Below are 20,749 nucleotides of genomic sequence, written 5' to 3'. Positions count from 1 at the left end.
AGTCCCAACTCTCCTCGGCTCTACTTCTTGGTGAGCACTACGTTCCCGAGGGCGGGGGCGTCCTCGCGGTCTGCGACCGACACCGAGATCAGGTATCGATTGTCGTCGTCCCACACCTTGATCCGGAGCGTTTCGCCGGGAAAGACGATCCCGGCGAACTTGGCACCGTAGCTCGCGACGCGCTCGACGTCGCCGTCGAGGAGTTGATCGACCACCGTGCGGAGCACGATCCCGTAGGTGCCCAGTCCGTGCAGAATCGGCCGCGGAAACCCGGCCTTCTCTGCGAACGCGGGGTCGGAGTGCAACGGATTGCGGTCTCCACACAGCCGGTACAGCAATGCCTGCTGCGGAAGAGTTTTCTCTTCGACGACGTGATCGGGTTCGCGGTCGGGATAGGTGACCTTGTCAGAGGTGCCGCGTTCACCTCCGAAACCGCCTTCGCCCTTGCAGAAGATGGAGGACCGGGAGGTCCACAGCGGCTCGCCGGCTTCGTCGACGGTGCTCGATTCCTCGATGATGACCGCGGCCGAGTCCTTGTCCTGCAACTCGACGATCGTCGTGGTGGTGGTTGCCGTACCCGCCGCCGGAATCGGCTTGTGCACCTGCACTTCCTGCGCCCCGTGGACAACCGAGCCCAGGTCGATCTCGATGCCCGGCTTGGAGACCTTCGGTGGATCGGTCTCGTGGAAGTGGGCAGCAACGGTGGCGAAGGCCGGTAGGACCTTCGGCCGCTGATCGTCGACATACCCCAGCCCGGCGGCGTTCAGCGGGTCGGACCCGGCACCCACCGCGAGGTTGTAGAGCGCGACGTCGGAGGCATTCCAGCTGAACGTCTCCTTGGCCACCACGGCGCGGAGGGCGACGCCCGGATCGATCGGCATCAGCCCGCCTTCTCTTCGGTGGCCCGGGTGCTCTGCGCGTTGGTCGCGATGTCCAGGGCGGCAAGGTATCCGAACACCATGGCAGGTCCGATGGTGGCTCCCGGCCCCGCATACGTGTGGCCCATCACCGGCGAACTGGTGTTGCCCGCCGCATAGAGTCCGTCGATCACGGAGCCGTCCGCCCGCAGCGCCCGCCCTGCGGCGTCGGTGTTGATGCCGCCCTTGGTGCCCAGATCGCCCGGCACCATCTTCACCGCATAGAACGGTCCCTTCTTCAGGGGGCCGAGGCTCGGATTGGGCTTGTTGGTGATGTCGCCGTAGTAGTGGTCGTACTGGCTCACACCGCGCCCGAAATCCTCGTCCTTGCCTGCAGCGGCGAAGGCGTTGAACCGTTCCGCCGTCTGCGTCAGACCGTCTGCCGGAACGCCGATCTTTTCCGCGAGACCGGCCAGGCTCTCGGACTTTGTGATCACTCCCGACTTGAACCACTTGCCCGGCAGCGGTTGTCGGCCGGAGACCGACGCGAACATGTACCGATTGCGATAGGTCTGGTCGAAGACGAGCCAACAGGGCAGGTTCTCGCCCGGGCCCTCACCCTGCCCGAACTCGCCGCCGTACATCTGATGGACGGCCTCGACGTACGGGAGTGACTCGTTCATGAATCGCCGGCCGCGATCGTTGATCATGAAACTGCCTGGCAGCGCCCGCTCGGACAGCGCGAACCACGGGCCGCGCGGCAGCGGAATCGTCGGCCCCCACCACGCGTCCTCCATGTAGCTCACGCCCGCACCGATCTTCAGGCCCGCGTTGATGCCGTCACCGGTGTTGGACTCGGCGCCCGTGGTCCACTGCGAACCGATGGGCTCCCGCTGGTACTTGTGGCGCATCTCGTCGTTGTGCTCGAAGCCACCGCAAGCCAGCACCACACCTTGGCGGGCGCGCAACGTCTTCGTCTGTCCGTCCGATTCGACGACGACGCCGACCACCCGGCCACCTTCGGTGACGAGATCGACGAGCGGGGTGTTCAGGCGCAACGGGATTCCGGCCTGACGCACTCCCAGGAGCAGCTCGCCCATCAAGGCGGCTCCCATGGCGATGAGCTTCTTGCCGGTGAGCTTGGCCCAGATGAAGCGTGATCCGACCTTCACCGCCCGCAGCGGGCCCTTCCAGTGCCGTAGGCCGGTGCTCAGCCAGCGGTAGTCCGACTGCATCACGACCACGTTCAGCGGGGACTTGGTGTACGGCGGGTGCAGCGTCTTGAAGTCGTCGCCGAGTTTGCGGGAATCGAACGGCTTCGGCTCGCAGGAACGTCCGCCCACGCGACCACCCGGGGCCTCCGGGTAGTAGTCCGAGTAGTTCTTGACCCACTCGAGTTCGAGCTTCGAGTGCTCCGTCAGAAATGCCAGCGCCTCGGGTCCGCGGTCGATGTAGGCGTCGATCCGTTCTGGGGCCACCCCGTCGCCGACGATCGAGCGCACGTAGGTCCGCGCGGCTTCAGGGTCGTCTTTCACGCCGTCGCGCTGCAGCACCTGGTTGTTCGGGATCCACACGCCGCCGCCGGAGCGGGAGGTCGACCCGCCCCAGTACGCGGATTTCTCGATGATCACGGTGTCGAGGCCATGTGCCGCGGCGGTGATCGCCGTGCTCATCCCCGCGCCACCGGCACCGACCACGATCACATCGAAGGTCTCGTCCACCGAGGTCTGCCCCGATCCGGTCTGTCCAGGTCCAGTTTGGTCCGAACTGGTCATCAATTACCCCTTTGCACGCCGAAAACGTCTCTCAAGCCGGCCGACTTCCACCGGCAAGGTAGAACACGTTATAAAGTGACTCACTAGGCAGGCTATACCAGCCTGGAAGGCATTGGCGAGTGCCCGATGTATGGCAAAACAGAAACACGTTCCAGTTCGCTGGGCCCGGCAGGAGAGCGAGGCAGACCATGACGATCACCGACCAGCAGCGTCACCAGATCGCCGATGAACTGGCCAGGGCGGAGGCGACGGCAGTGGCCATCGACCCGCCGGTTGTTGCGTTTCCGGACATCGACGTCACCGACGCCTATGAGATCCAGCTGATCAATATTCGCAAGCGTCTCGATGCCGGGGCAAGGGTTGCGGGCCACAAGGTGGGGCTCGCCTCGGAGGCGATGCAGAAGATGATGGGCGTCGATGAGCCCGACTACGGGCATCTGCTCGATGTGATGGAGTACCACGAGCACACCCCCATCGATGCCACGAAGTTCTGTTTTCCGCGGGTGGAGGTCGAGGTCGGTTTCATCCTGGGGGCGGACCTGCCCGGTGCGGGGTGCACCAACGAGGACGTGATCGCAGCGGTCGAGTGGGTGGTGCCGTCGATCGAGTTGATCGATTCCCGGATCCGGGATTGGAAGATCTCGCTGCCCGACACGATCGCCGACAACGCGTCGTCGTGTGGCTGGGTGCTGGGGGAGCAGCGGGTGAAGATCGCTGACATCGACACCGGGAACATCGACGCCACGCTGCATCGCAACGGGGAGTTGATCGCCGAAGGCAATTCGAGCGCGGTGCTGGGGCACCCGCTCACGGCGGTGTCGTGGCTGGCGCGCAAGGTCGAGAGCTTCGGGGTGCGCTTGCGCAAAGGCGACGTGATCCTGCCGGGGACCGCGACCCGTGCCATCGACATCCGGTCGGGCGATCACTTCGTGGCCGACTTCGCCGGCCTGGGCAGCGTCACCCTCGACTTCACCTGAGCCGCAGTCCAACAGAACCATACTTCCGCAACTTTTACGTTAGGAGTTCCAGTGGCAGACAAGGTCACCGCCGCGATCATCGGGTCGGGCAACATCGGTACGGATTTGATGTACAAATTGGCGCGGTCCGAGGTGATCGAGCCGCGGTGGATGGTCGGCATCGACGCCGATTCCGAAGGCATGAAGCGGGCCGCAGATCGCGGACTGATCACCATGTCCGGCGGCGCCGACGAGCTGCTCGCGTCCACGGAGAAGCCCGACCTCATCTTCGAGGCCACCTCGGCCTACGTGCACCGCGAGTACGCACCGAAGTACGAGGCCGCGGGCATCACCGCCATCGATCTCACCCCGGCGGCGGTGGGTCCGGCGGTGGTGCCGCCCGCGAACCTGCGTGAGCACCTCGATGCGCCGAATACGAACATGATCACCTGTGGTGGTCAGGCGACGATTCCGATGGTGCACGCGGTGTCGTCGGTTGTCCCGGTGGTGTACGCGGAGATCGTGGCGTCGGTGTCGTCGGAGTCGGCGGGGCCCGGCACGCGCGCGAACATCGATGAGTTCACCAAGACCACCTCACGCGGGATCGAGACGATCGGTGGTGCCGATCGCGGGAAGGCGATCATCATCTTGAATCCGGCTGATCCACCGATGATCATGCGCGACACCATCTTCTGCGCCATCCCGGAGGACGCGGACATCAATGCGATCGCGGAGGCGATCCACAAGCGGGAGAAAGAGATCCAGGAATACGTACCCGGATACCGGCTGCTTCAGGATCCGCAGTTCGATCCGCCGAGTGTCGGCAACGGCGGTATGGCCCGGGTGTCGATCTTCGTCGAGGTCGAGGGCGCCGGGGACTTCCTGCCGCCCTATGCCGGCAACCTCGACATCATGACCGCCGCCGCCACCAAGGTCGGCGAAGAGATCGCCAAGCAGAAGCTCGCAGCAAAGGTAGGTGTCTGACATGTTCGCCAATTCCACAGACTTGATGGCCGGAGCTCGAAAATACAGCGAGAGCTTGGACATTCGCATCACCGACTCCTCGCTGCGCGATGGCAGTCACCACAAACGGCATCAGTTCACCGAGCAGGAGGTCCGCGACATCGTCGGCGCTCTCGACGGTGCCGGCGTCCCGGTGATCGAGGTGACGCACGGTGATGGTCTGGGCGGCTCGTCGTTCAACTACGGCTTCTCCAAAACTCCTGAGCAGCAGCTGATCAAAGCGGCGGTGGAGACCGCGACGTCGGCGAAGATCGCGTTTCTGATGCTGCCCGGACTGGGGATCAAGGACGACATCCGGGCTGCCCAGGACAACGGTGCCCAGATCTGCCGGATCGCGACGCATTGCACCGAGGCCGACGTGTCGATCCAGCACTTCGGGCTGGCCCGCGAACTCGGTCTGGAGACCGTGGGGTTCTTGATGATGTCGCACAGTCAGCCGCCGGAGGTGCTGGCCAAGCAGGCCCGGATCATGGCCGATGCCGGATGTCAGTGCGTCTATGTCGTCGATTCGGCCGGAGCCCTTGTCCTCGAACAGGTCTCCGATCGGGTGGCTGCGCTCAAAGCCGAGCTCGGCGACGATGCGCAGATCGGCTTTCACGGCCACGAGAACCTCGACATCGCCGTCGCCAATTCCGTTGCGGCGGTGCGGGCCGGAGCGCAGCAGATCGACGGATCGGTGCGTCGATTCGGTGCAGGCGCGGGCAATACACCGGTCGAGGCGTTTGTGGGGGTCTGCGACAAGCTCGGCATCACCACCGGTATCGATTTCATGAAGATCGCGGACGCCGCCCAAGACGTCGTGCGGCCGGTGATGCCCACCGAGTGCCTCGTCGACCGTCCGGCGATGATGATGGGCTATGCGGGCTGCTACAGCTCCTTCCTCAAGCACGCCGAGGGTCACGCCGAGAAATACGGAGTGTCGGCGGCGGAGATCCTGCTCGAGGCCGGCAGCCGCAAACTCGTCGGTGGCCAAGAAGACCAGCTCATCGACATCGCCCTCGAGCTCAAGAAAAAGCAGGACGCCAACGCGGGAGTATGACGCCTGAGCGGGTGGCTCGGGTTACCATTTGTCCGAATTGACGACTCGGATGCGAGTCGGACTCCACGCGAGGTGATCGGTGAGGGCCCATGACGTACGACCGGTCGCGTGTCGATCCCGGCGGTTGGCAGTCTGCGGGATCAACCTCGAGGCGCCGGTCACGCACGGTGCCCGCCGCGAGAGATGACGGCCGTCGGTCGACCACGGGCCGTGGGTTGTTCATGTCGGCGTCCGGCGATTCACGGTTGCGCTTCGCCGGTCTGATGCTCGTCGCAGCGGGTGTGCTCGTCGTCGTCTGCAGTTTTCTGACCTGGGCGAGCGCGTCAGACGACGATCTGCGCTTGTCGGTGACCGGAATGGGTTCGGTGTCGTTCGAGGCGTCGGAAGCGCGCGCTCAGGCGTTGGGCGGGTCCGCCGACGTGGCGGCCGAACTCGACGAGCGCAGCAAGTCACCAGGAATCTTCACGGCGCTGCTCGGTGCACTGCTGGTCGGCGCAGCGATCCTCATGGTGCGGGGCCGCTATCCGGGACTCGGAGCCGCGGCAGGTGCCGTCCTTGCGCTCATCGCGGTGTTCATGTCCTTGGAGTATCTGTTCGCTCCGGGAGACGCCGTGCTCGAGGGCACCGGCAGTACCGGCATCGGTTACGCCGGTCTCGGGCTGTGGCTGGTGACCCTTGGTGCGTTCGGTGCGCTGGCGGCGTCCGGATTCGGCACCATCATCGCGCTGCGCGGAGGGCGATCACCGGCGACGGAGACCGCGGCGTCCGGGCGCAGGACCGAGTCCGCGGCTCCGGGCAGACCGCCGACGAGTCGAAGCGGAGCCCGGCGGGCCCCGGCCGTACCGCCACCTGCACCCCGCCCCGGTTTCCGGCCAGAACCGGGCTATCGCGCCCGCCAAGGTGGCGGCGATGGGCCGATGGGACGACGCCCACCCCCGGCTCAGCCCGGATACCGGCCGCCTCCCTCACCCCGGCCGCTCCCGAACTCGTATCCGACCGTGAATCAGTCCGTGCCAGGCAGAGATCGAATTCCCCGAGCGGTACCGCCGGGACCTGTGCCGCCTGGCCAGATCCCGCCGGGCAGGGGCGTGCCGCCCGGTCAGCGCCCGCCACCGCGACGTGCTCCGGCGCCGCGAACCGACGTACAGGGAGAAGACAGACGATGACCGATGGCTCTGTGTCCGGTTCCGGGCTACGTGCTCGGCGGTCGGCGAATCCGAAGCTCAAGCCGGCCGGCGTCGTTCTTGCCCTGGCAGGTGCCGCGATGGTGATCTTCAGTTTCTTCAGCTGGGCCTCCGCCGAAGACGAGCTCTTCAGTGCGGCGGTGACCGGTATGGGGTCGGTGTCGATCGAGGGTGGATTCGGCTCCGGCTCGGGAGAACTCGAGCAGCTGCTCGAAGACAACAGCAAATCACCGGGGATCTCCACGGCCGTCTTCGGCGTGCTGCTCATCCTCGCGGCGGTGTTGTTGATCCTCAACCGTTTCCCGGGAATCGTTGCCGTGACCGCCGCTGTGCTGTCTCTCCTTGCGACGATCAGGGTGCTCTTCTTCCTCTTCGATCCTGTCGACGCCCTGATCGAGAACGCCGGAGACTCGTCCATCGGCGACGTGGGCTGGGGACTCTGGCTGGTGGCACTGGGTTCTGTGGTTGCTCTTGTCGTATCCGGCTGGGCGGTCGTGCTTGCCGTCCGGTCGCCGGCAGCGCCTGCGCCGACCAGCCGGTGAGTACGCGCGTTACGATCGATTTCGATCAGTAGCGCCCGCGGGACGGGTGAACCACTCACAGCAGGGGGACAGATGACTTACGGCCCACCACCCGGCAACTACCCTCCGTCCGGCGGTCAGCCGGGTGGATTTCCTCCGCCCGGTGGGCCCGGTCAGCCGCACGGCGGAAACCAACCTGGTGGCTACCAACCCGGTGGCTTTCAGCCTGCTGGTTATCAACCTGGTGGCTATCAACCGCCACAACCCGGCTATCAAGCGGCGTTCGGCGCGCCCGGTGGCGGACGAGCGACCACGACCGGACTGCTCGCGCCGGCGTCGTCGAATCCCCTCCTGAAGTTCACCGGCATCGCGTTGGCGGTCGGCGGACTGCTGATGGTGCTCTTCAGTTTCTTCAGCTGGGCGGCCGATGACAATGAGCTCGGGAGCGTCTCGATATCAGGCATGGGTTCGGTGTCGTTCGATGGTTCGGGGAGCGACGAGATCTCGCAATTGCTGGAGGACAGCAGCAAATCGCCCGGCATCTTCACCCTGATCCTGGGTGTGCTGATCATCGCAGCGGCCGTACCGCTGATCATCAACAAGTTCCCAGGCATCGGCGCCATCACCGCAACGGTGCTCGGCCTGATCGCGACGATACTGGCGTTGGTCTATCTCTTCAGCCCGGCCGGGGCGGTACTCGACGATGCGAGTGACTCCGACATCTCCGATGCCGGTTTCGGACTCTGGCTGGTGACCATCGGCGCGCTGGTCGCGCTGATCGCCGGCGGGCTATCGGTGTTCTTCGCGCTCACGTCGCCGGCGGGCCGCCCTCCGCGGAATCAGGCACCTCCCGGGTACGGACCGACCCCGGGACAGGGTTACGGTCAGCAACCTTCTCAGGGATACGGGCCGGGCCAGCAATATGGCCCACCGCAGGGACAACCAGGTCAGGGTTTCGGGCAGCAGCCGGGCCAGGGCTTCGGACAGCAGCCGGGACAGGGTTACGGACAGCCCGGTGGCTACCCGCCCCAGCAGCCCGGTTCGTACGGTCCGCAGCAGTAGTCACCACCCGGGCAGAATCTGCTCCACTTAGAAGAATCCGCTCCGCTTCCAGAGCCCTGGAAGCGGAGCGGATTGCTGTAGGTGGAGCAGATTCGCAGAAGGGTCAGTACAGAGGGGTCAGTAGTAACCGTCGGGGTCGACGTCGGGAGACTCCTTCGGAATGATCCCCTCACTCACTCCGTGATCGATGCTCGCCGACATCCGCGGGCACGTAGGCAACATCGCGGGGTTACCGCCTTCGGCGCGAATCGCCTTGAACTCGGGGCAGTTGTCCCGGGCCTGCGAGGTCCATTGCACGCTCGTGTGGTGAGGGCTGTACTTCTTCACCATTACGCAGGCGTGGCAGGTCCGGCATTCGATCTCGGTCAGGCCACCCCGCAGATAGTGCTCTTTGTCCCGGGTGGTCGCCTTCTCGACAGCGGCTTTCCGCTCCGGATCGGTGGTGAAGTCCGGGGCCTTGGACCAGCTGATCGTCATGAGTGCCCCACCGTCATGTCGCCGCGTCCACCTTCTCGGCCGGTTCGCCGGTCTCGGCTTCGCGCTCGGCCTTGAGTCGAATGTTCTCCTGGACTTCGAGATTCCAGTTCTCGACGGCCTTGGTGGTGTCGATCTCGTATTCGTAGCGCTGGGTCATCTCTTCGGTGACATCGGCGACGTCGACGTAGAACTGCTCGTACCATCGACGCAGCTGATACACCGGGCCGTCTTCCTCGACCAGCAACGGATTGTCGATGCGGCTCTTGTGCTTCCAGATCTCCACGTCCTGGAGAAAGCCGACCTCGATGCCTGCGGTGATCTTCGTGGCCATCTTGTCTGCCTGCTCCGCGGTGAGACCCTCTGGGATCTTGGCGATCACGCCGTACATCAGCACGAACGAGTTGTTGTCGATCGGGTAGTGGCAGTTCGTCAGGATCGTCTCGATCGCATAGCCGCCGTAGTACTGGACCATCGGGTTGAGCATGTAGGCCGGGCCGTAGTACGCCGCAATCGATTCGAGCTTGGTGTCGCCGTAAGCCGTCATGATGTCGACGTCCGGTCTGCCGTGCGAGTTCATGTACTGCGCGGCAGTTTCGCCTTCGAAGACGTTCTTGAAGTAGTCCGGCAGTGAGTAGTGGACATAGAAGAAGTGCGCCATGTCGACGACGTTGTCGATGATCTCGCGGCAGTTGGAGCCTTCGATCACGATCGTGTTCCAGGTCCAGCCGGTCCACTGATCGCTGTTCAATTCGTCGAGTTCGGGGATCACCACGTTGTCCGGCGGGGGGTTGCCCTCGGGATCGTTGTAGACGAACACCTGGCCGTTGCGGATCATCCCGGGCCAGGACCGGGTCTTGGCCAGCTTGGGAGCGCGCTTCGCGTACGGGACACCGGCACACCGGCCGTTGGCCTTCCAGCGCCAGTCGTGGAACGGGCAGGCGATGTTGCCATCCTTGATCGAGCCCTGCGAGAGATCCCCGCCCATGTGCCGGCAGTACGCGTCGAGGATCTTCAGTTCACCGTCGGCGACCCACACCACGAGCTTGGTGCCGAACACCGTCACCGAGTGGGGCTTGCCGTCGTCGTAGTCGGACAGCAGGCCGAGGCAGTGCCAACCGCGGGCGAATCGCGTCGGTGGCGTGCCGGTGTCGATCTCGCGAACAGCGCCGCCATCGGCACTGTTGTCGATCCCGGCCTTCGCCGTCGTCTCCACCATGTTCTGCTCCCTACGTTCGGCGATGCCGGAATGGCTGCGCATCTGCCGGTTTGCATGTCTGCCCGGGTCGAGCTCGGCCTGCGGCTGTGTCTCCACCGGCTTTAAGCGCTTCCGCTTACTAGAACATGTTACAAAACTCTGTTCTGTCATGCCAGTCAAACGGCTCTTTTGCCCGCGATTGAGACGTAAAAGGCCAGTACTCGACATAAATGAGAACGTGTTCTAGTCTTGAAACGAAGAAGTGGAACGAGAGCGAGGAGTTGCTCGATGAGTGATCGCAGCCGAGCGGGCGCAGAGGTGTTGGAGAAGATCAGCGCATTGCTACCTGAGATCGAACAACGGGCCCAGGAGTGCGAGGACCTGCGGCAGATCCCGGACGAGACGATCGCGTCCCTGGCCGACGTCGGATTCTTCCGGCTCTTGCAGCCCGAGCAATGGGGTGGGTACCAGGTCGACCCCGTGACGTTCTATGAAGCTGTGCGCCGCATCGGGTCTGCCTGCGGTTCGACCGGCTGGGTTTCCAGCATCATCGGTGTGCACAACTGGCACCTCGCACTCTTTCCGCAGCAGGCACAGGAAGACGTCTGGGGCGAGGACACCTCGGTGCGCATCTCGTCCTCGTACGCCCCGATGGGCGTGGGCGAGGTCGTGGAGGGTGGATACAAGGTCAACGGTTCCTGGGCCTGGTCGTCGGGATGCGGTCACGCGGAGTGGGTTGTCCTCGGTGGTCCGGTCATCAAGAATGGCAAGCCCGTCGACTTCGTGAGCTTCCTGATCCCGCGCTCGGACTACACGATTCGCGACGTGTGGCACGTCGTGGGCCTCAAGGGCACCGGATCGAACACCATCGACGTCAAGGACGTCTTCGTTCCGAGCCACCGGATGCTCAGTTTCCGGGCGATGAGCACCGGTACGGCTCCCGGGCTCGAGAAGAACACTGCGCCCGTGTACAAGATGCCCTGGGGTTCGGTGCATCCCAGTGTCATCTCCGCGCCGATCGTCGGAATGGCCTACGGCGCCTACGCGGCCCACGTCGAGCATCAGGGCAAGCGCGTGCGCGCCGCCTACGCCGGCGAGAAGGCGAAGGACGACCCGTTCGCCAAGGTGCGTATCGCCGAGGCGGCGAGCGACATCGACGCGGCCTGGACGCAGCTGTCGGGCAACCTCCAGTCCGAGTACGACCTGCTGGTCGCGGGCGAAGAGGTTCCGATGGAGTTGCGGCTGAAGACTCGACGTGACCAGGTTCGTGCCACCGGCCGCGCTGTGGCGTCGATCGACCGCCTCTTCGAGAACTCGGGGGCACACGCGCTCGACAGTGACACCCCGATCCAGCGGTTCTGGCGTGATGCCCATGCCGGGCGGGTCCACGCTGCCAACGACGCGGAGCGTGCCTATGTGGCATTCGGCAACGGCGAGTTCGGAATCCCAATCGGCGACACCATGGTCTGACACCCGCAACCCGGAAATGGTGGGTTCGGGCGAGCCAACGCCCAGGTCGGACTCACCAGAAGCCACCACTTTCGAAGGAGTAGTTCGACGATGACTGAAACGCTGGGCCCAATTCGCTCTCTCGGCTATATGCGTATCGATGCCACCGACATGGCCGCATGGCGAGAGTTCGGTCTCAAGGTTCTCGGCATGTCGGAGGGCTCGGGTCCCACCAAGAATGCGCTCTATCTGCGGATGGACGACTTCCCGGCTCGCCTGGTGATCGTGCCGAGCGACCGCGACCACCTCGCGAGTTCGGGCTGGGAATGCGCGAATGCCGCGGCGCTGCAAGAAGTCCGCGACCGCTTGTCCGCCGCGGGGGTCATCTTCCGCGAAGGTAAGGACGAGGAGCTCGAGGATCGTCAGGTCGTCGAGATGGTCGTGTTCGAAGACCCGTCCGGCAACGTGCTCGAGGCCTTTCACGGGGTGGCCTTGCAGCATCGCCGGGTGGTCAGTCCGTACGGGCACAAATTCGTGACCGGGGAACAGGGGCTCGGCCACGTGGTGCTCACGACCGATGACGACGCGGCGTCACTGCGGTTCTACCGGGATGTGCTGGGCTTCCGGCTTCGGGATTCGATGCGTCTGCCACCTGAGCTGGTCGGTCGCGAAAAAGGCGACGAGCCACCATGGTTGCGGTTCTTCGGCTGTAACCCACGCCATCACAGCCTCGCATTCCTGCCGTTTCCGAACGACACGGGCATCGTCCACCTGATGATCGAGGTGGAGAACACCGACGATGTGGGCCTCGCCCACGACCGTGCCCTGCGGAAGAAGGTCCCCATGTCGGCGACCCTCGGCCGCCACGTCAACGACCTCATGTACTCCTTCTACATGAAGACCCCCGGCGGATTCGACGTCGAATTCGGTTGCGAGGGACGGCAGGTCGATGACCATGAATGGGTCGCGAGAGAGAGCACCGCGGTGAGTCTGTGGGGACACGACTTCTCCATCGGGTTCAAGAACGCCTGAGTCATGGTCTCGCATCCGCTCGGAACCAATGATTTCGATGGTCGGCAGTTCCGCACCGCAATGGGACAGTTCTGTACCGGGGTCACGGTGATCACGACGGTGGCGCCGGACGAGACCCCCGTGGGCTTCGCCTGCCAATCGTTCGCCGCCCTGTCGCTCGATCCACCGCTGGTCCTGTTCTGCCCGATGAAGACGTCCCGCAGCTGGAAGGTGATCGAGCAGAGCAAGAAGTTCTGCGTGAACGTGCTCTCCAACAACCAGCAGAACGTCAGTGCAGCTTTCGGTGCACCCGGAGACGACAAGTTCGCCGGAATCGAATGGGATCCTTCACCGCTGGGCCTTCCGGTGATCAAACACTCGCTGTCGTGGGTCGACTGCACCCTCGAGCGGGTCGACGACGGCGGAGATCACTTCATCGTGATCGGAAGGGTGCAGACTTTGGGGGAAGTGCTGCAGGACAAGCCTTTGCTGTTCTACCGTGGTGGCTACCTGTCCACAGAGCATCCGCATGTCACCCCGGCTCAGGCGGAGCTCGAGAACTTCCTGACCTGGACCGGTGACGACACCTGGTTGTAGCCCGAGGCGGTAACCGAAGCATGCGGGCACGTCCAGTGCTGCGGCCGTTCAAAGAGGAGCGAGATGACCACCCCTGTTACCACCGATGCGACCGTCACCCCTGACGTCACGGCGCCCTTCGCAGCGGCAGTTGCCGAAGCCGAGAAGCTGATCGCCTCAGCAGATTTCATCCGCAACGATGATGATCTTGCAGAGGGCTACGACTATCTCGCAGGCAGCATCCGGGCGAGTCTGCAGATGGCATGGGCGTACGGCAAGAGTCATCCGTTCTTTGTGACGTCGACCGGCCCCTACACGAAGATGGGCCTCGACAACCCCGATACGCTCTACTACCACGCCAACGTCGAGGCCGATGCCGAGTATGTGATCACCGGAACCCGCAGTGATACCGCAGATCTGAGCTTCCAGGTGCTCAAAGGTGATTACACCGCGACCGATGTGCCGGGCGGTGACGACGCGTTCGACGACCGCCGGCTCGACATCGAACCAGACGGCTCGTTCACCCTGCGGTTCGGTCCACCGAAGGACGATCCGGGCCCCAACTACTTCGTGCTGGGCGAGGGGTCGTCGATGCTGGCGGTGCGCGAGGTCTACAGCGACTGGTCGGCACAGAAGGGACAGCTGCGCATCGAGCGCGTCGACACCGTCGGTACCGCTCCTCAGGAAGCCGGACTGGCCCAGATCACCCGCCGCTATCAGGTCGCGGGCAAGATGCTGTTGTCCCGCATCAACACCTGGTTCAAGTTTCCCAAATGGTTCTATCTGGATCTTCCGGTCAACACCCTGACCGCACCTCGGTTGACCCCGGGTGGACTCAGCACCCAGTTCTCCTCGGTGGGCCACTACGACCTCGCCGACAACGAGGCCATGGTGATCACGGTCCCGAAATCCGATGCGCCGTACCAGGGATTCCAGCTCGGGAGCATGTGGTACATCTCGCTCGATTACGTCAACCATCAAACGAGTCTGAACACGGCGCAGGCACAGGTCGATCCGGACGGCATGATCCGGCTGGTCGTCAGCAAGCAGAATCCCGGTATCGCCAACTGGATCGAGACGACCGGCAAGCAGCGGGGTATCGCACAGTTCCGGTGGCAGCGGGTCTCTCGCGAGCTCACCGAGTCCGACGGGCCGTCCGTGGCGATCATCGACGTCGGCGATGTCGCGGCGCACTTGCCGTATCACGACACCAACACGATCGACGAAACCGGCTGGCGTGAACGTATTGCTTCGCGGCAACGTGGGTTCGCGCAGAGGATGCTCGGATGAACGGCGCGGGGAACCCAGGGCTGTTGGCAGACAAGGTCGTGGTGGTCGGTGGAGTCGGTCCCGGTCTCGGCCGCTCGATCGCGCTGCAGGCCGCGGCAGCCGGAGCCAGAGTTGTTCTCGCAGCCCGGACGGAATCGCGACTCGCAGCGATCGCCGGAGAGATCGAGGCCGCGGGTGGTGTTTCACTCCAGGTACGCACAGACATCACCGACGACGCGGCGGTCGAGGCGCTCGTCGCCGCAACGGTCTCCGAGTTCGGCAAAGTCGACGTGCTGGTCAACAACGCCTTCTCGTTGCTCTCGATGAAGCCGTTGGCGCGCACTGATTTCGATCACATCCGATCCAGCCTCGACCTGACCGTGCTGGGTGGCCTCCGCATGACCAAGGCCTTCACCGATGAGCTCGAGAAGTCGTCCGGTGCCATCGTCATGATCAACTCGATGGTCGTGCGGCACTCCGAACCGCGGTACGGCAGCTACAAGTTGTCCAAGGCGGCGCTGCTCGCGATGTCGCAGACACTGGCGACAGAGCTGGGGGAGAAGGGGATTCGTATCAACACCGTCGCCCCCGGTTACATCTGGGACGACCAGTTGAAGTGGTATTTTGGCGAGGTCGCCAAGAAGTACGGCATCACACCTGAGCAGGTGTACGAGCAGACGGCATCGAAATCGGATCTGAAACGGCTGCCCGAACCTGATGAGATCGCCCGGGCGGCAGTGTTCTTGGCCTCCGATTGGGCCAGTGCGATCACCGGCCAGACCCTCGATGTCAACTGCGGCGAGTACCACGTCTGAAAGGAGCGTCTCATGACCACCAGAACCGATGTCGGTACGGTCGAAGACCTGCATGCCTCCGCCACCAAGGCCTGTGGCCTCGACGACTTCGGTGTCGATGACTACACCGAGGCGCTCGGCGTGCTGTTGGAGTCCTATGTGCGGGACGCGGGGATGACCGAGCTCGGCAGCAAGATGAACCGGTACTTCCTGCGTGGTGCGCTGGTGGCCCGGCTGCTCAGCGAAGCATCGTGGAAAGCCAACCCGGAGTACGCGAGCGCACCAGTGCGGAGGCCCATCTTCGTCACAGGCCTGCCGCGCACCGGCACCACCGCCCTGCACCGTTTGCTGACGGCCGACCCCGGCCATCAAGGGCTCGAGATGTGGCTCGCCGAGTTCCCGCAACCCCGGCCACCGCGGGACACCTGGGAGTCGAATCCGGTGTTCCAGCAGATCCAGGGCGGCCTGGAGCAGCACCACGTCGAAAATCCCGAGTTCATGGGGCTGCACTACATGAGTGCGTCCGATGTGGAGGAATGCTGGCAGCTGCTGCGGCAGACCTTCAAATCGATCTCGTACGAGTCGCTGTCGTACCTTCCGACGTATTCGGAGTGGCTGCAGCAGCAGAATTGGACCAACGCGTACACACGCCACAAGAAGAATCTCCAGCTGATCGGCCTCAATCAACCCGAGCGTCGGTGGATCCTGAAGAATCCGAGCCATCTGTTCGCTCTCGACGAGTTGATGGCCATCTACCCCGATGCGCTGATCGTCCAGACCCACCGGCCGCCTGCCACGATCATCCCCTCGATGTGCAGCCTGGCCGAGGCCGCGGGCGAAGGGTGGTCAACCGTCTTCAACGGCGAGCTGATCGGGAAGACGCAGCTGGAGCTGTGGTCGCGGGGATTGCACGCTTTCAACACGGCTCGGGCAAAGTACGACCCGGCTCAGTTCATCGACGTCGACTTCAAGGATTTCCGCACCGATCCGATGGGCACTGTGGAGAACATCTACCGGACCTTCGGGTTGGATCTCACCGACGCTGCGGCCGCCGAGATGCGGGCGCTGGACGAAGAGAGCAAGTCGGGCGATCGCAAGCCGGTGCACAAGTACTCGCTGGAGGACTACGGGCTCACCGAGGCCGAGGTCAACGCTGCGTTCGAATGACAGTGGGCACCGGGTGAACGGTAGCTGCGATGTTCTTCGCTATCCGGAGCGCTTCCTCCGGTTGACCTGATATGTTCCTGGAATGCGGAGCGTCGGCTCCGGCTAGCACTCAGGAGCTCGCATGACATCCGCGCCCAGCCGGACGCACCCACCAGGTCACGTTCGCCGTCCTCACCGTCGGTGTCGCGGCTTTCGCATTGCTGCAGTCGCTGGTCATGCCGGTCCTGCCCACCGTCGAGATCGAATTGGGTACCAATCAGACCAACGTGACGTGGGTCTTGACGGCGTACCTGCTGTCGGCGTCGATCTCCACGCCGATCATGGGACGCCTCGGCGACATGTACGGCAAGAAGCGGGTGTTCGTCATCGCGCTCGCCGCCCTTGCCGCGGGTTCACTGCTCGCCGCACTGGCGTCGACCCTGACGGTGATGATCATCGCGCGCGTCGTCCAGGGAATCGGCGGCGGCGTGCTGCCCCTGGCCTTCGGATCATCCGAGACGAGTTCCCCAGAGCCAAGGTGCCCGGCGCGATCGGCCTCATCGCCGCGTTGATCTCCGTCGGTGCCGGTGCCGGCATCGTGCTGGCCGGTCCGATCGTCGAGCTACTCGGGTATCACTGGCTCTTCTGGATCCCGCTGATCATCACCGGTCTGGCCGGAGTGGCTGCGTTGGTCCTGATCCCGGAGTCCCCGATCCGGACCCACGGAAAGATCAACTGGCTGACGGCTCTTCTGCTGTCGGCGTGGCTCGTCGCGCTCCTGCTCGCTGTCAGCCAGGCTCCCAAGTGGGGCTGGAGTTCTCCAAAGGTGATCGGCCTGCTCGGGGTTGCGCTGGTGGTGGTGGTGGCGTGGATCGTCGCTGAGTCGCGGTCGTCGAACCCATTGATCGACATGAAGATGATGCGTATCCGCGGTGTGTGGGCCGCCAATCTCATCGCCCTGCTGATGGGTGTCGGCATGTACGCCGGTCTGGGATTCCTGCCGCAGTTCTTGCAGGTACCGTCATCGGCCGGGTACGGATTCGGTGCCACGGTCACCGAATCGGGGTTGATGCTCCTGCCCAACGCGGTCGCGATGTTCGCGGTCGGACTCTTCTCCGGGCGTCTCGCGGCACGTTTCGGCTCCAAGAATCTCTTGGTCGTCGGATCACTGATCACGGCGGGCAGCTACTTCATGCTGGCTTTCCTGCATTCATCCGAGATCGACATCCATCTCGCGAACGCCATCTCGGGAATCGGATTCGGCTTGGTCTTCTCCGCGATGTCGAACGTGGTGGTCGCTTCGGTACCGCAGGAGCAGACCGGTGTGGCCAGCGGTATGAATGCCAACATCCGCACCATCGGTGGCTCGTTGGGCGCGGCGTTCATGGCCAGCGTCATCGCCATCGGAGCCTCGTCGTCGGGCGTCCCGGTCGAGTCGGGCTACACCAACGGCTTCGCGATGCTCGGCGCGGCCGGTGTACTGGCCTCGGTCGCCGCCTTGTTCATTCCCACGGTGAAGCGGAACAAGCAGACCCATCTCGAGGACCCCGCTGACATGCCGCACCCCGAGCTAGCCATGGTCGCAGGTGGCACGTTGTCGGGTGCCAAGTCGGAATGAAGTCTGTGACCACGGAGAAGGTGCTCCGCCGCGATGCCGCAGAGAATAGGCAGCGGCTGCTCGACGCTGCTGCCGCGGTGTTCAGCGAGCGCGGCCTGGAGGTCGGCGTGGACGAGATCGCTCGACGCGCCGGCGTCGGGACGGGAACGCTCTATCGACGTTTTCCCACGAAGGAAGCGCTCATCAGCGAACTGGTGCGGCAGGTGTTCATCGACTTCGTCGACGCGGCACATGCGGCGCAGACTGCTCCGCGCGGTGAGGGGCTCGAGCAGCTGATGTACGGCGTCGGCACCATCCAGGCGACCAACCGGGGTTGTCTGTCCCGGGTGTGGAACGACGACGAGACCGCCGCCCACAAACGCGAGTTCCGGACGATTCTCGCGGAGCTGCTGGACACCGCAAAGTCACACGGCCGGGTCAGGGGAGACGTGGGACTGACCGATATCGATGTGATCTTCTGGGCGATGCGCGGCGTCGTCGAAACCACGCGGGGGATCACCGATTCCGGTTGGCGCAGGGCCCTTGCCATCATGTTCGCCGGCCTGCGCCCAGGCGGCGAGCACCTCGATGCGACCCCCGTGACGGAAGACGAGTTCGCTCAGGTGGTTGCCCGCCTGAACCCGAGATGATTCTTCGCGTCGACCCTGCCGGACCTCCCGCCGACCCTGCTGATAACGCCGCCGACCGTGCCGATAACGCCGTCGAGCGTGCCGATCCGACGGGTAATTTACAGACCGGCGGCGCGGGCGAGACGTTCGAGTGAATACCGCGGCTGGCCGAAGAGCTGTGCGCTCCCATGTGCGTGTTTGAAGAACAGCTGGGCGTCGTGTTCCCAGGTGATGCCGATTCCGCCGTGTAGTTGAATCGTCTCACCGGCGATGTGGGAGAACGCCTCTGAGCAGTAGACGCGCGCGCTGTCTGCGAGTTCCAGCGCATCGGGTGCTTTGGTGACGAGTGCATCGACGGCCGCGTACGAGATCGAATGTGCGGTCTCGGTGAGTGCGTACATGTCGGCCATCCGGTGTTTGAGTGCTTGGAACGACCCGATCACCCGACCGAATTGCTTGCGCGACTTGGTGTATTCGACGGTCAGATCGAGTGCGGCCCGCGCAGCGCCGACCTGTTCGGCACTCAGCGCGACAAAGGCGATGGCGCGGAGACTGTCCTCGATGCCGGACGGCGTCGGGATGGTGACGGCATCGACATCGTCAAAAGTGATGGTCGCGAGGGGGCGGGTGGGGTCCATCGTCGGATTGGCGACCCGGGTCACGCCGTCGGCGTTCGCGTCCACCTGGTGCAACGTGACCAGTCCGCCGGATTTGGCCAGTACGAGCAAGATGTCGGCGGATTCACCATCGAGTACGTAATGGGCCGTGCCGGAGAGGATTCCGCCACCCGCGAGGACGCCGGTCTCCCGCCACCCTGCTGCATTCGCCCAGCACAAGGCTGCGATCTTCTCCCCGGACGCGAGGGTGGGGAGCGTTGCTGCACAGGCCTCGTCGTCTCCGGTGAGCAGCAGTGCGGAGGTGGCGAGCACCGCGGAACCGAGCATCGGGACCGGGGCGAGGTGCCTGCCGAGCTCTTCGAGGACGACGTGCGCCTCCGTCAGGCTCGCACCGACCCCGTCGAACTGTTCCGGAATGATCAGCGCAGCGACGCCGATCTGCTCGCAGAGGGTGGACCAGAGGGCGTGGTCGTAGCGCTCCGGAGCCCTCGTCGCTGCTCGTACTGCAGTTGAATCAGCTTTCCGATTCAGCAGTGATGCAACGGAATCGCGCAGAGCGGCCTGCTCTTCGGTGTCGATGCCAGGTGAATACAGACTCATGCGGTGATCAACTCCAGTACGCGGGCGCGGTGCGCTGCGGGTGTGCCCCACGCGGTGAGCAGGGCCCGGGTCTTCGTGAGGTAGAGCGAGAGGTCGTGCTCCTGGGTGTACCCGAACGCCCCGAGCACCTGCAGTCCCACGCGCGATGCCAGGTAAGCGGCTTGACCGGCAGCGACTTTCGCGGCCGATACGTCGCGCGAAGCCCACTGCGGCTCGGGCACCCGGCCATCGAGGGCGAGTGCGGCGCCGTGAACCAGAGGACGTGCCATCTCCACGGCGACGGCGACGTCGGCGAGATGATGTTTGACGGCCTGGAACGATCCGATCTCGCGGCCGAACTGTTTGCGGGTCTTCGCGTATTCACCGCTCAGCGTCAGCATCGTCTGGGCGAGTCCGATGAGCTGCGCGGCCGTGGCGAGTGCGCCGTGATCGAAGGCGCGGCCGGTGTCGACCTCTGCGAGACGATCACCCGCCTGAACGACGGACAGCGTCCTGGCCAGGTCGACCGAGGCCCGAGAATCTGTGGCGACCGCAGCGCTCAGCACCGCGCCTTCGGCCAGATAGGAGTGTGCGGCAAAAGCGGTGTCCACCGCGTAGTGGACGTGCGGCGGCAGCGCGAGCGTGACCACCTCACCTTCGGCCATGGCGCCGAGCTGATCGGTGAGGCCGGCATCGCGCAGCAGAATGGGTGCGGCAGCAATTGTTTCGGCGACGGGGCCGGGCACGCAGTGGCGACCGAGTTGCTCGACCGCGACCACCATCTCGACGGCTCCCGCGCCGATGCCACCGTCGTCCTCGGTGACAAGCAGCGCGTTGACACCGGTTTCTGCCAGCTTGGCCCACACTGCGCGTCCCGGTTCGACGTCGCCATCGTTCCAGGACCGGATCACCGCGGGCAGGTCTGACTTCGCCAGCATCGCATCGATCGAGGCTGCGAGGTCGTGATGCTCTTCTTCCAGAAGGAATCTCATG

The 20,749-nt window shown here is 64.4% G+C and carries 21 protein-coding genes; 15 read left to right on the top strand and 6 right to left on the bottom strand.

Features of this window, described 5'->3' with window-relative positions:
- Window positions 1-20 precede the first annotated feature (20 nt).
- Complete coding sequence (locus tag BFL43_RS12040; RefSeq protein ID WP_084892784.1) at window positions 21-881, bottom strand: MaoC/PaaZ C-terminal domain-containing protein; 861 nt, start codon at window positions 879-881, stop codon at window positions 21-23.
- Window positions 881-2,632: a 3-oxosteroid 1-dehydrogenase gene (gene kstD / locus BFL43_RS12035; protein ID WP_084892783.1), complete on the bottom strand. Its 1,752-nt coding sequence runs from the start codon at window positions 2,630-2,632 to the stop codon at window positions 881-883. Before kstD ends, BFL43_RS12040 begins: the two co-directional genes overlap by 1 nt.
- A 188-nt stretch (window positions 2,633-2,820) precedes the next feature.
- Here kstD and BFL43_RS12030 point away from each other — a divergent pair, with 188 nt between their 5' ends.
- The 6 genes from BFL43_RS12030 to BFL43_RS12005 all read left to right on the top strand — a co-directional run bounded on the left by BFL43_RS12030 (window position 2,821) and on the right by BFL43_RS12005 (window position 8,417).
- Complete coding sequence (locus BFL43_RS12030; RefSeq protein ID WP_084892782.1) at window positions 2,821-3,609, top strand: 2-keto-4-pentenoate hydratase; 789 nt, start codon at window positions 2,821-2,823, stop codon at window positions 3,607-3,609.
- A gap of 51 nt (window positions 3,610-3,660) precedes the next feature.
- The gene (locus BFL43_RS12025) at window positions 3,661-4,572 is read left to right on the top strand and encodes an acetaldehyde dehydrogenase (acetylating) (RefSeq protein WP_084892781.1); all 912 of its coding nucleotides are present in this window, start codon (window positions 3,661-3,663) and stop codon (window positions 4,570-4,572) included.
- A gap of 1 nt (window position 4,573) precedes the next feature.
- Complete coding sequence (dmpG, locus tag BFL43_RS12020; protein WP_084892780.1) at window positions 4,574-5,650, top strand: 4-hydroxy-2-oxovalerate aldolase; 1,077 nt, start codon at window positions 4,574-4,576, stop codon at window positions 5,648-5,650.
- A 221-nt stretch (window positions 5,651-5,871) separates the two neighbouring features.
- Window positions 5,872-6,816, top strand: coding sequence for a hypothetical protein (locus tag BFL43_RS12015; protein ID WP_084892779.1), 945 nt, complete (start codon window positions 5,872-5,874; stop codon window positions 6,814-6,816).
- Entirely contained in the window at window positions 6,813-7,376 is a 564-nt protein-coding gene (locus tag BFL43_RS12010; protein ID WP_084892778.1) for a hypothetical protein, read from the top strand. The genes BFL43_RS12015 and BFL43_RS12010 overlap by 4 nt, the downstream gene beginning before the upstream one ends.
- 72 nt (window positions 7,377-7,448) lie before the next feature.
- The gene (locus BFL43_RS12005) at window positions 7,449-8,417 is read left to right on the top strand and encodes a hypothetical protein (RefSeq protein ID WP_084892777.1); all 969 of its coding nucleotides are present in this window, start codon (window positions 7,449-7,451) and stop codon (window positions 8,415-8,417) included.
- Window positions 8,418-8,534: 117 nt separating this feature from the next.
- Here the strand turns inward: BFL43_RS12005 and BFL43_RS12000 are convergent, their stop codons facing one another.
- Both BFL43_RS12000 and BFL43_RS11995 read right to left on the bottom strand, forming a co-directional pair.
- Window positions 8,535-8,894 carry a hypothetical protein gene (locus BFL43_RS12000; protein ID WP_084892776.1) on the bottom strand — a complete coding sequence of 120 codons (360 nt, stop codon included), beginning with the start codon at window positions 8,892-8,894 and terminating at the stop codon, window positions 8,535-8,537.
- 13 nt (window positions 8,895-8,907) lie between these two features.
- On the bottom strand, window positions 8,908-10,110 hold the full coding sequence (locus BFL43_RS11995; protein ID WP_084892823.1) for a Rieske 2Fe-2S domain-containing protein: 1,203 nt from the start codon (window positions 10,108-10,110) through the stop codon (window positions 8,908-8,910).
- 267 nt (window positions 10,111-10,377) lie between these two features.
- Between BFL43_RS11995 and hsaA the strand changes: the two genes are divergently transcribed.
- The 9 genes from hsaA (at window position 10,378) to BFL43_RS11955 (ending at window position 18,581) form a co-directional block, all read left to right on the top strand.
- A complete protein-coding gene (gene hsaA, locus BFL43_RS11990; protein WP_084892775.1) occupies window positions 10,378-11,559 on the top strand; it encodes a 3-hydroxy-9,10-secoandrosta-1,3,5(10)-triene-9,17-dione monooxygenase oxygenase subunit in 1,182 nt (393 codons plus the stop codon).
- Between the two features lie 90 nt (window positions 11,560-11,649).
- The gene (gene hsaC, locus BFL43_RS11985; RefSeq protein ID WP_084892774.1) at window positions 11,650-12,570 is read left to right on the top strand and encodes an iron-dependent extradiol dioxygenase HsaC; all 921 of its coding nucleotides are present in this window, start codon (window positions 11,650-11,652) and stop codon (window positions 12,568-12,570) included.
- A 3-nt stretch (window positions 12,571-12,573) separates the two neighbouring features.
- Window positions 12,574-13,146 carry a 3-hydroxy-9,10-secoandrosta-1,3,5(10)-triene-9,17-dione monooxygenase reductase subunit gene (hsaB, locus tag BFL43_RS11980; protein ID WP_084892773.1) on the top strand — a complete coding sequence of 191 codons (573 nt, stop codon included), beginning with the start codon at window positions 12,574-12,576 and terminating at the stop codon, window positions 13,144-13,146.
- 63 nt (window positions 13,147-13,209) lie between these two features.
- Window positions 13,210-14,415: a hypothetical protein gene (locus BFL43_RS11975; protein ID WP_084892772.1), complete on the top strand. Its 1,206-nt coding sequence runs from the start codon at window positions 13,210-13,212 to the stop codon at window positions 14,413-14,415.
- Window positions 14,412-15,209 carry an SDR family oxidoreductase gene (locus BFL43_RS11970; protein ID WP_084892771.1) on the top strand — a complete coding sequence of 266 codons (798 nt, stop codon included), beginning with the start codon at window positions 14,412-14,414 and terminating at the stop codon, window positions 15,207-15,209. The genes BFL43_RS11975 and BFL43_RS11970 overlap by 4 nt, the downstream gene beginning before the upstream one ends.
- Before the next feature lie 12 nt (window positions 15,210-15,221).
- Window positions 15,222-16,355, top strand: coding sequence for a sulfotransferase (locus BFL43_RS11965; RefSeq protein ID WP_084892770.1), 1,134 nt, complete (start codon window positions 15,222-15,224; stop codon window positions 16,353-16,355).
- Window positions 16,356-16,552: 197 nt separating this feature from the next.
- Entirely contained in the window at window positions 16,553-16,906 is a 354-nt protein-coding gene (locus tag BFL43_RS29450; protein ID WP_240498213.1) for an MFS transporter, read from the top strand.
- Entirely contained in the window at window positions 16,873-17,952 is a 1,080-nt protein-coding gene (locus BFL43_RS11960) for an MFS transporter (protein ID WP_240498212.1), read from the top strand. Before BFL43_RS29450 ends, BFL43_RS11960 begins: the two co-directional genes overlap by 34 nt.
- Window positions 17,949-18,581 (top strand): TetR/AcrR family transcriptional regulator, encoded by a 633-nt coding sequence (locus BFL43_RS11955; RefSeq protein ID WP_084892769.1) that lies wholly within the window; start codon window positions 17,949-17,951, stop codon window positions 18,579-18,581. Before BFL43_RS11960 ends, BFL43_RS11955 begins: the two co-directional genes overlap by 4 nt.
- Window positions 18,582-18,679: 98 nt before the next feature.
- On the opposite strand, the gene BFL43_RS11950 is transcribed toward BFL43_RS11955, so the two are convergent.
- Both BFL43_RS11950 and BFL43_RS11945 read right to left on the bottom strand, forming a co-directional pair.
- On the bottom strand, window positions 18,680-19,777 hold the full coding sequence (locus BFL43_RS11950) for an acyl-CoA dehydrogenase family protein (RefSeq protein ID WP_084892768.1): 1,098 nt from the start codon (window positions 19,775-19,777) through the stop codon (window positions 18,680-18,682).
- Window positions 19,774-20,748: an acyl-CoA dehydrogenase family protein gene (locus BFL43_RS11945; protein WP_084892767.1), complete on the bottom strand. Its 975-nt coding sequence runs from the start codon at window positions 20,746-20,748 to the stop codon at window positions 19,774-19,776. The genes BFL43_RS11950 and BFL43_RS11945 overlap by 4 nt, the downstream gene beginning before the upstream one ends.
- Window position 20,749: the final 1 nt, after the last annotated feature.

The sequence above is a fragment of the Williamsia sp. 1135 genome, assembly GCF_002095395.1.
Classification (GTDB): domain Bacteria; phylum Actinomycetota; class Actinomycetes; order Mycobacteriales; family Mycobacteriaceae; genus Williamsia.
The sequence above is the reverse complement of the archived record's forward strand: the minus strand, read 5'-3'. Positions and strand labels throughout refer to the sequence as shown.

Bases quoted from the DNA above. Each gene is read 5' to 3' on its own strand.
- hsaB (WP_084892773.1), top strand. From the start codon at position 12,574: ATGGTCTCGCATCCGCTCGGAACCAATGATTTCGATGGTCGGCAGTTC.
- BFL43_RS11945 (WP_084892767.1), bottom strand. From the start codon at position 20,748: ATGAGATTCCTTCTGGAAGAAGAGCATCACGACCTCGCAGCCTCGATC.
- BFL43_RS11955 (WP_084892769.1), top strand. From the start codon at position 17,949: ATGAAGTCTGTGACCACGGAGAAGGTGCTCCGCCGCGATGCCGCAGAG.
- BFL43_RS11995 (WP_084892823.1), bottom strand. From the start codon at position 10,110: ATGGTGGAGACGACGGCGAAGGCCGGGATCGACAACAGTGCCGATGGC.
- BFL43_RS11965 (WP_084892770.1), top strand. From the start codon at position 15,222: ATGACCACCAGAACCGATGTCGGTACGGTCGAAGACCTGCATGCCTCC.
- hsaC (WP_084892774.1), top strand. From the start codon at position 11,650: ATGACTGAAACGCTGGGCCCAATTCGCTCTCTCGGCTATATGCGTATC.
- BFL43_RS12010 (WP_084892778.1), top strand. From the start codon at position 6,813: ATGACCGATGGCTCTGTGTCCGGTTCCGGGCTACGTGCTCGGCGGTCG.
- hsaA (WP_084892775.1), top strand. From the start codon at position 10,378: ATGAGTGATCGCAGCCGAGCGGGCGCAGAGGTGTTGGAGAAGATCAGC.
- BFL43_RS12000 (WP_084892776.1), bottom strand. From the start codon at position 8,894: ATGACGATCAGCTGGTCCAAGGCCCCGGACTTCACCACCGATCCGGAG.
- BFL43_RS12015 (WP_084892779.1), top strand. From the start codon at position 5,872: ATGTCGGCGTCCGGCGATTCACGGTTGCGCTTCGCCGGTCTGATGCTC.
- BFL43_RS11950 (WP_084892768.1), bottom strand. From the start codon at position 19,777: ATGAGTCTGTATTCACCTGGCATCGACACCGAAGAGCAGGCCGCTCTG.
- BFL43_RS11970 (WP_084892771.1), top strand. From the start codon at position 14,412: ATGAACGGCGCGGGGAACCCAGGGCTGTTGGCAGACAAGGTCGTGGTG.
- BFL43_RS12040 (WP_084892784.1), bottom strand. From the start codon at position 881: ATGCCGATCGATCCGGGCGTCGCCCTCCGCGCCGTGGTGGCCAAGGAG.
- dmpG (WP_084892780.1), top strand. From the start codon at position 4,574: ATGTTCGCCAATTCCACAGACTTGATGGCCGGAGCTCGAAAATACAGC.
- BFL43_RS11975 (WP_084892772.1), top strand. From the start codon at position 13,210: ATGACCACCCCTGTTACCACCGATGCGACCGTCACCCCTGACGTCACG.
- kstD (WP_084892783.1), bottom strand. From the start codon at position 2,632: ATGACCAGTTCGGACCAAACTGGACCTGGACAGACCGGATCGGGGCAG.
- BFL43_RS12030 (WP_084892782.1), top strand. From the start codon at position 2,821: ATGACGATCACCGACCAGCAGCGTCACCAGATCGCCGATGAACTGGCC.
- BFL43_RS12005 (WP_084892777.1), top strand. From the start codon at position 7,449: ATGACTTACGGCCCACCACCCGGCAACTACCCTCCGTCCGGCGGTCAG.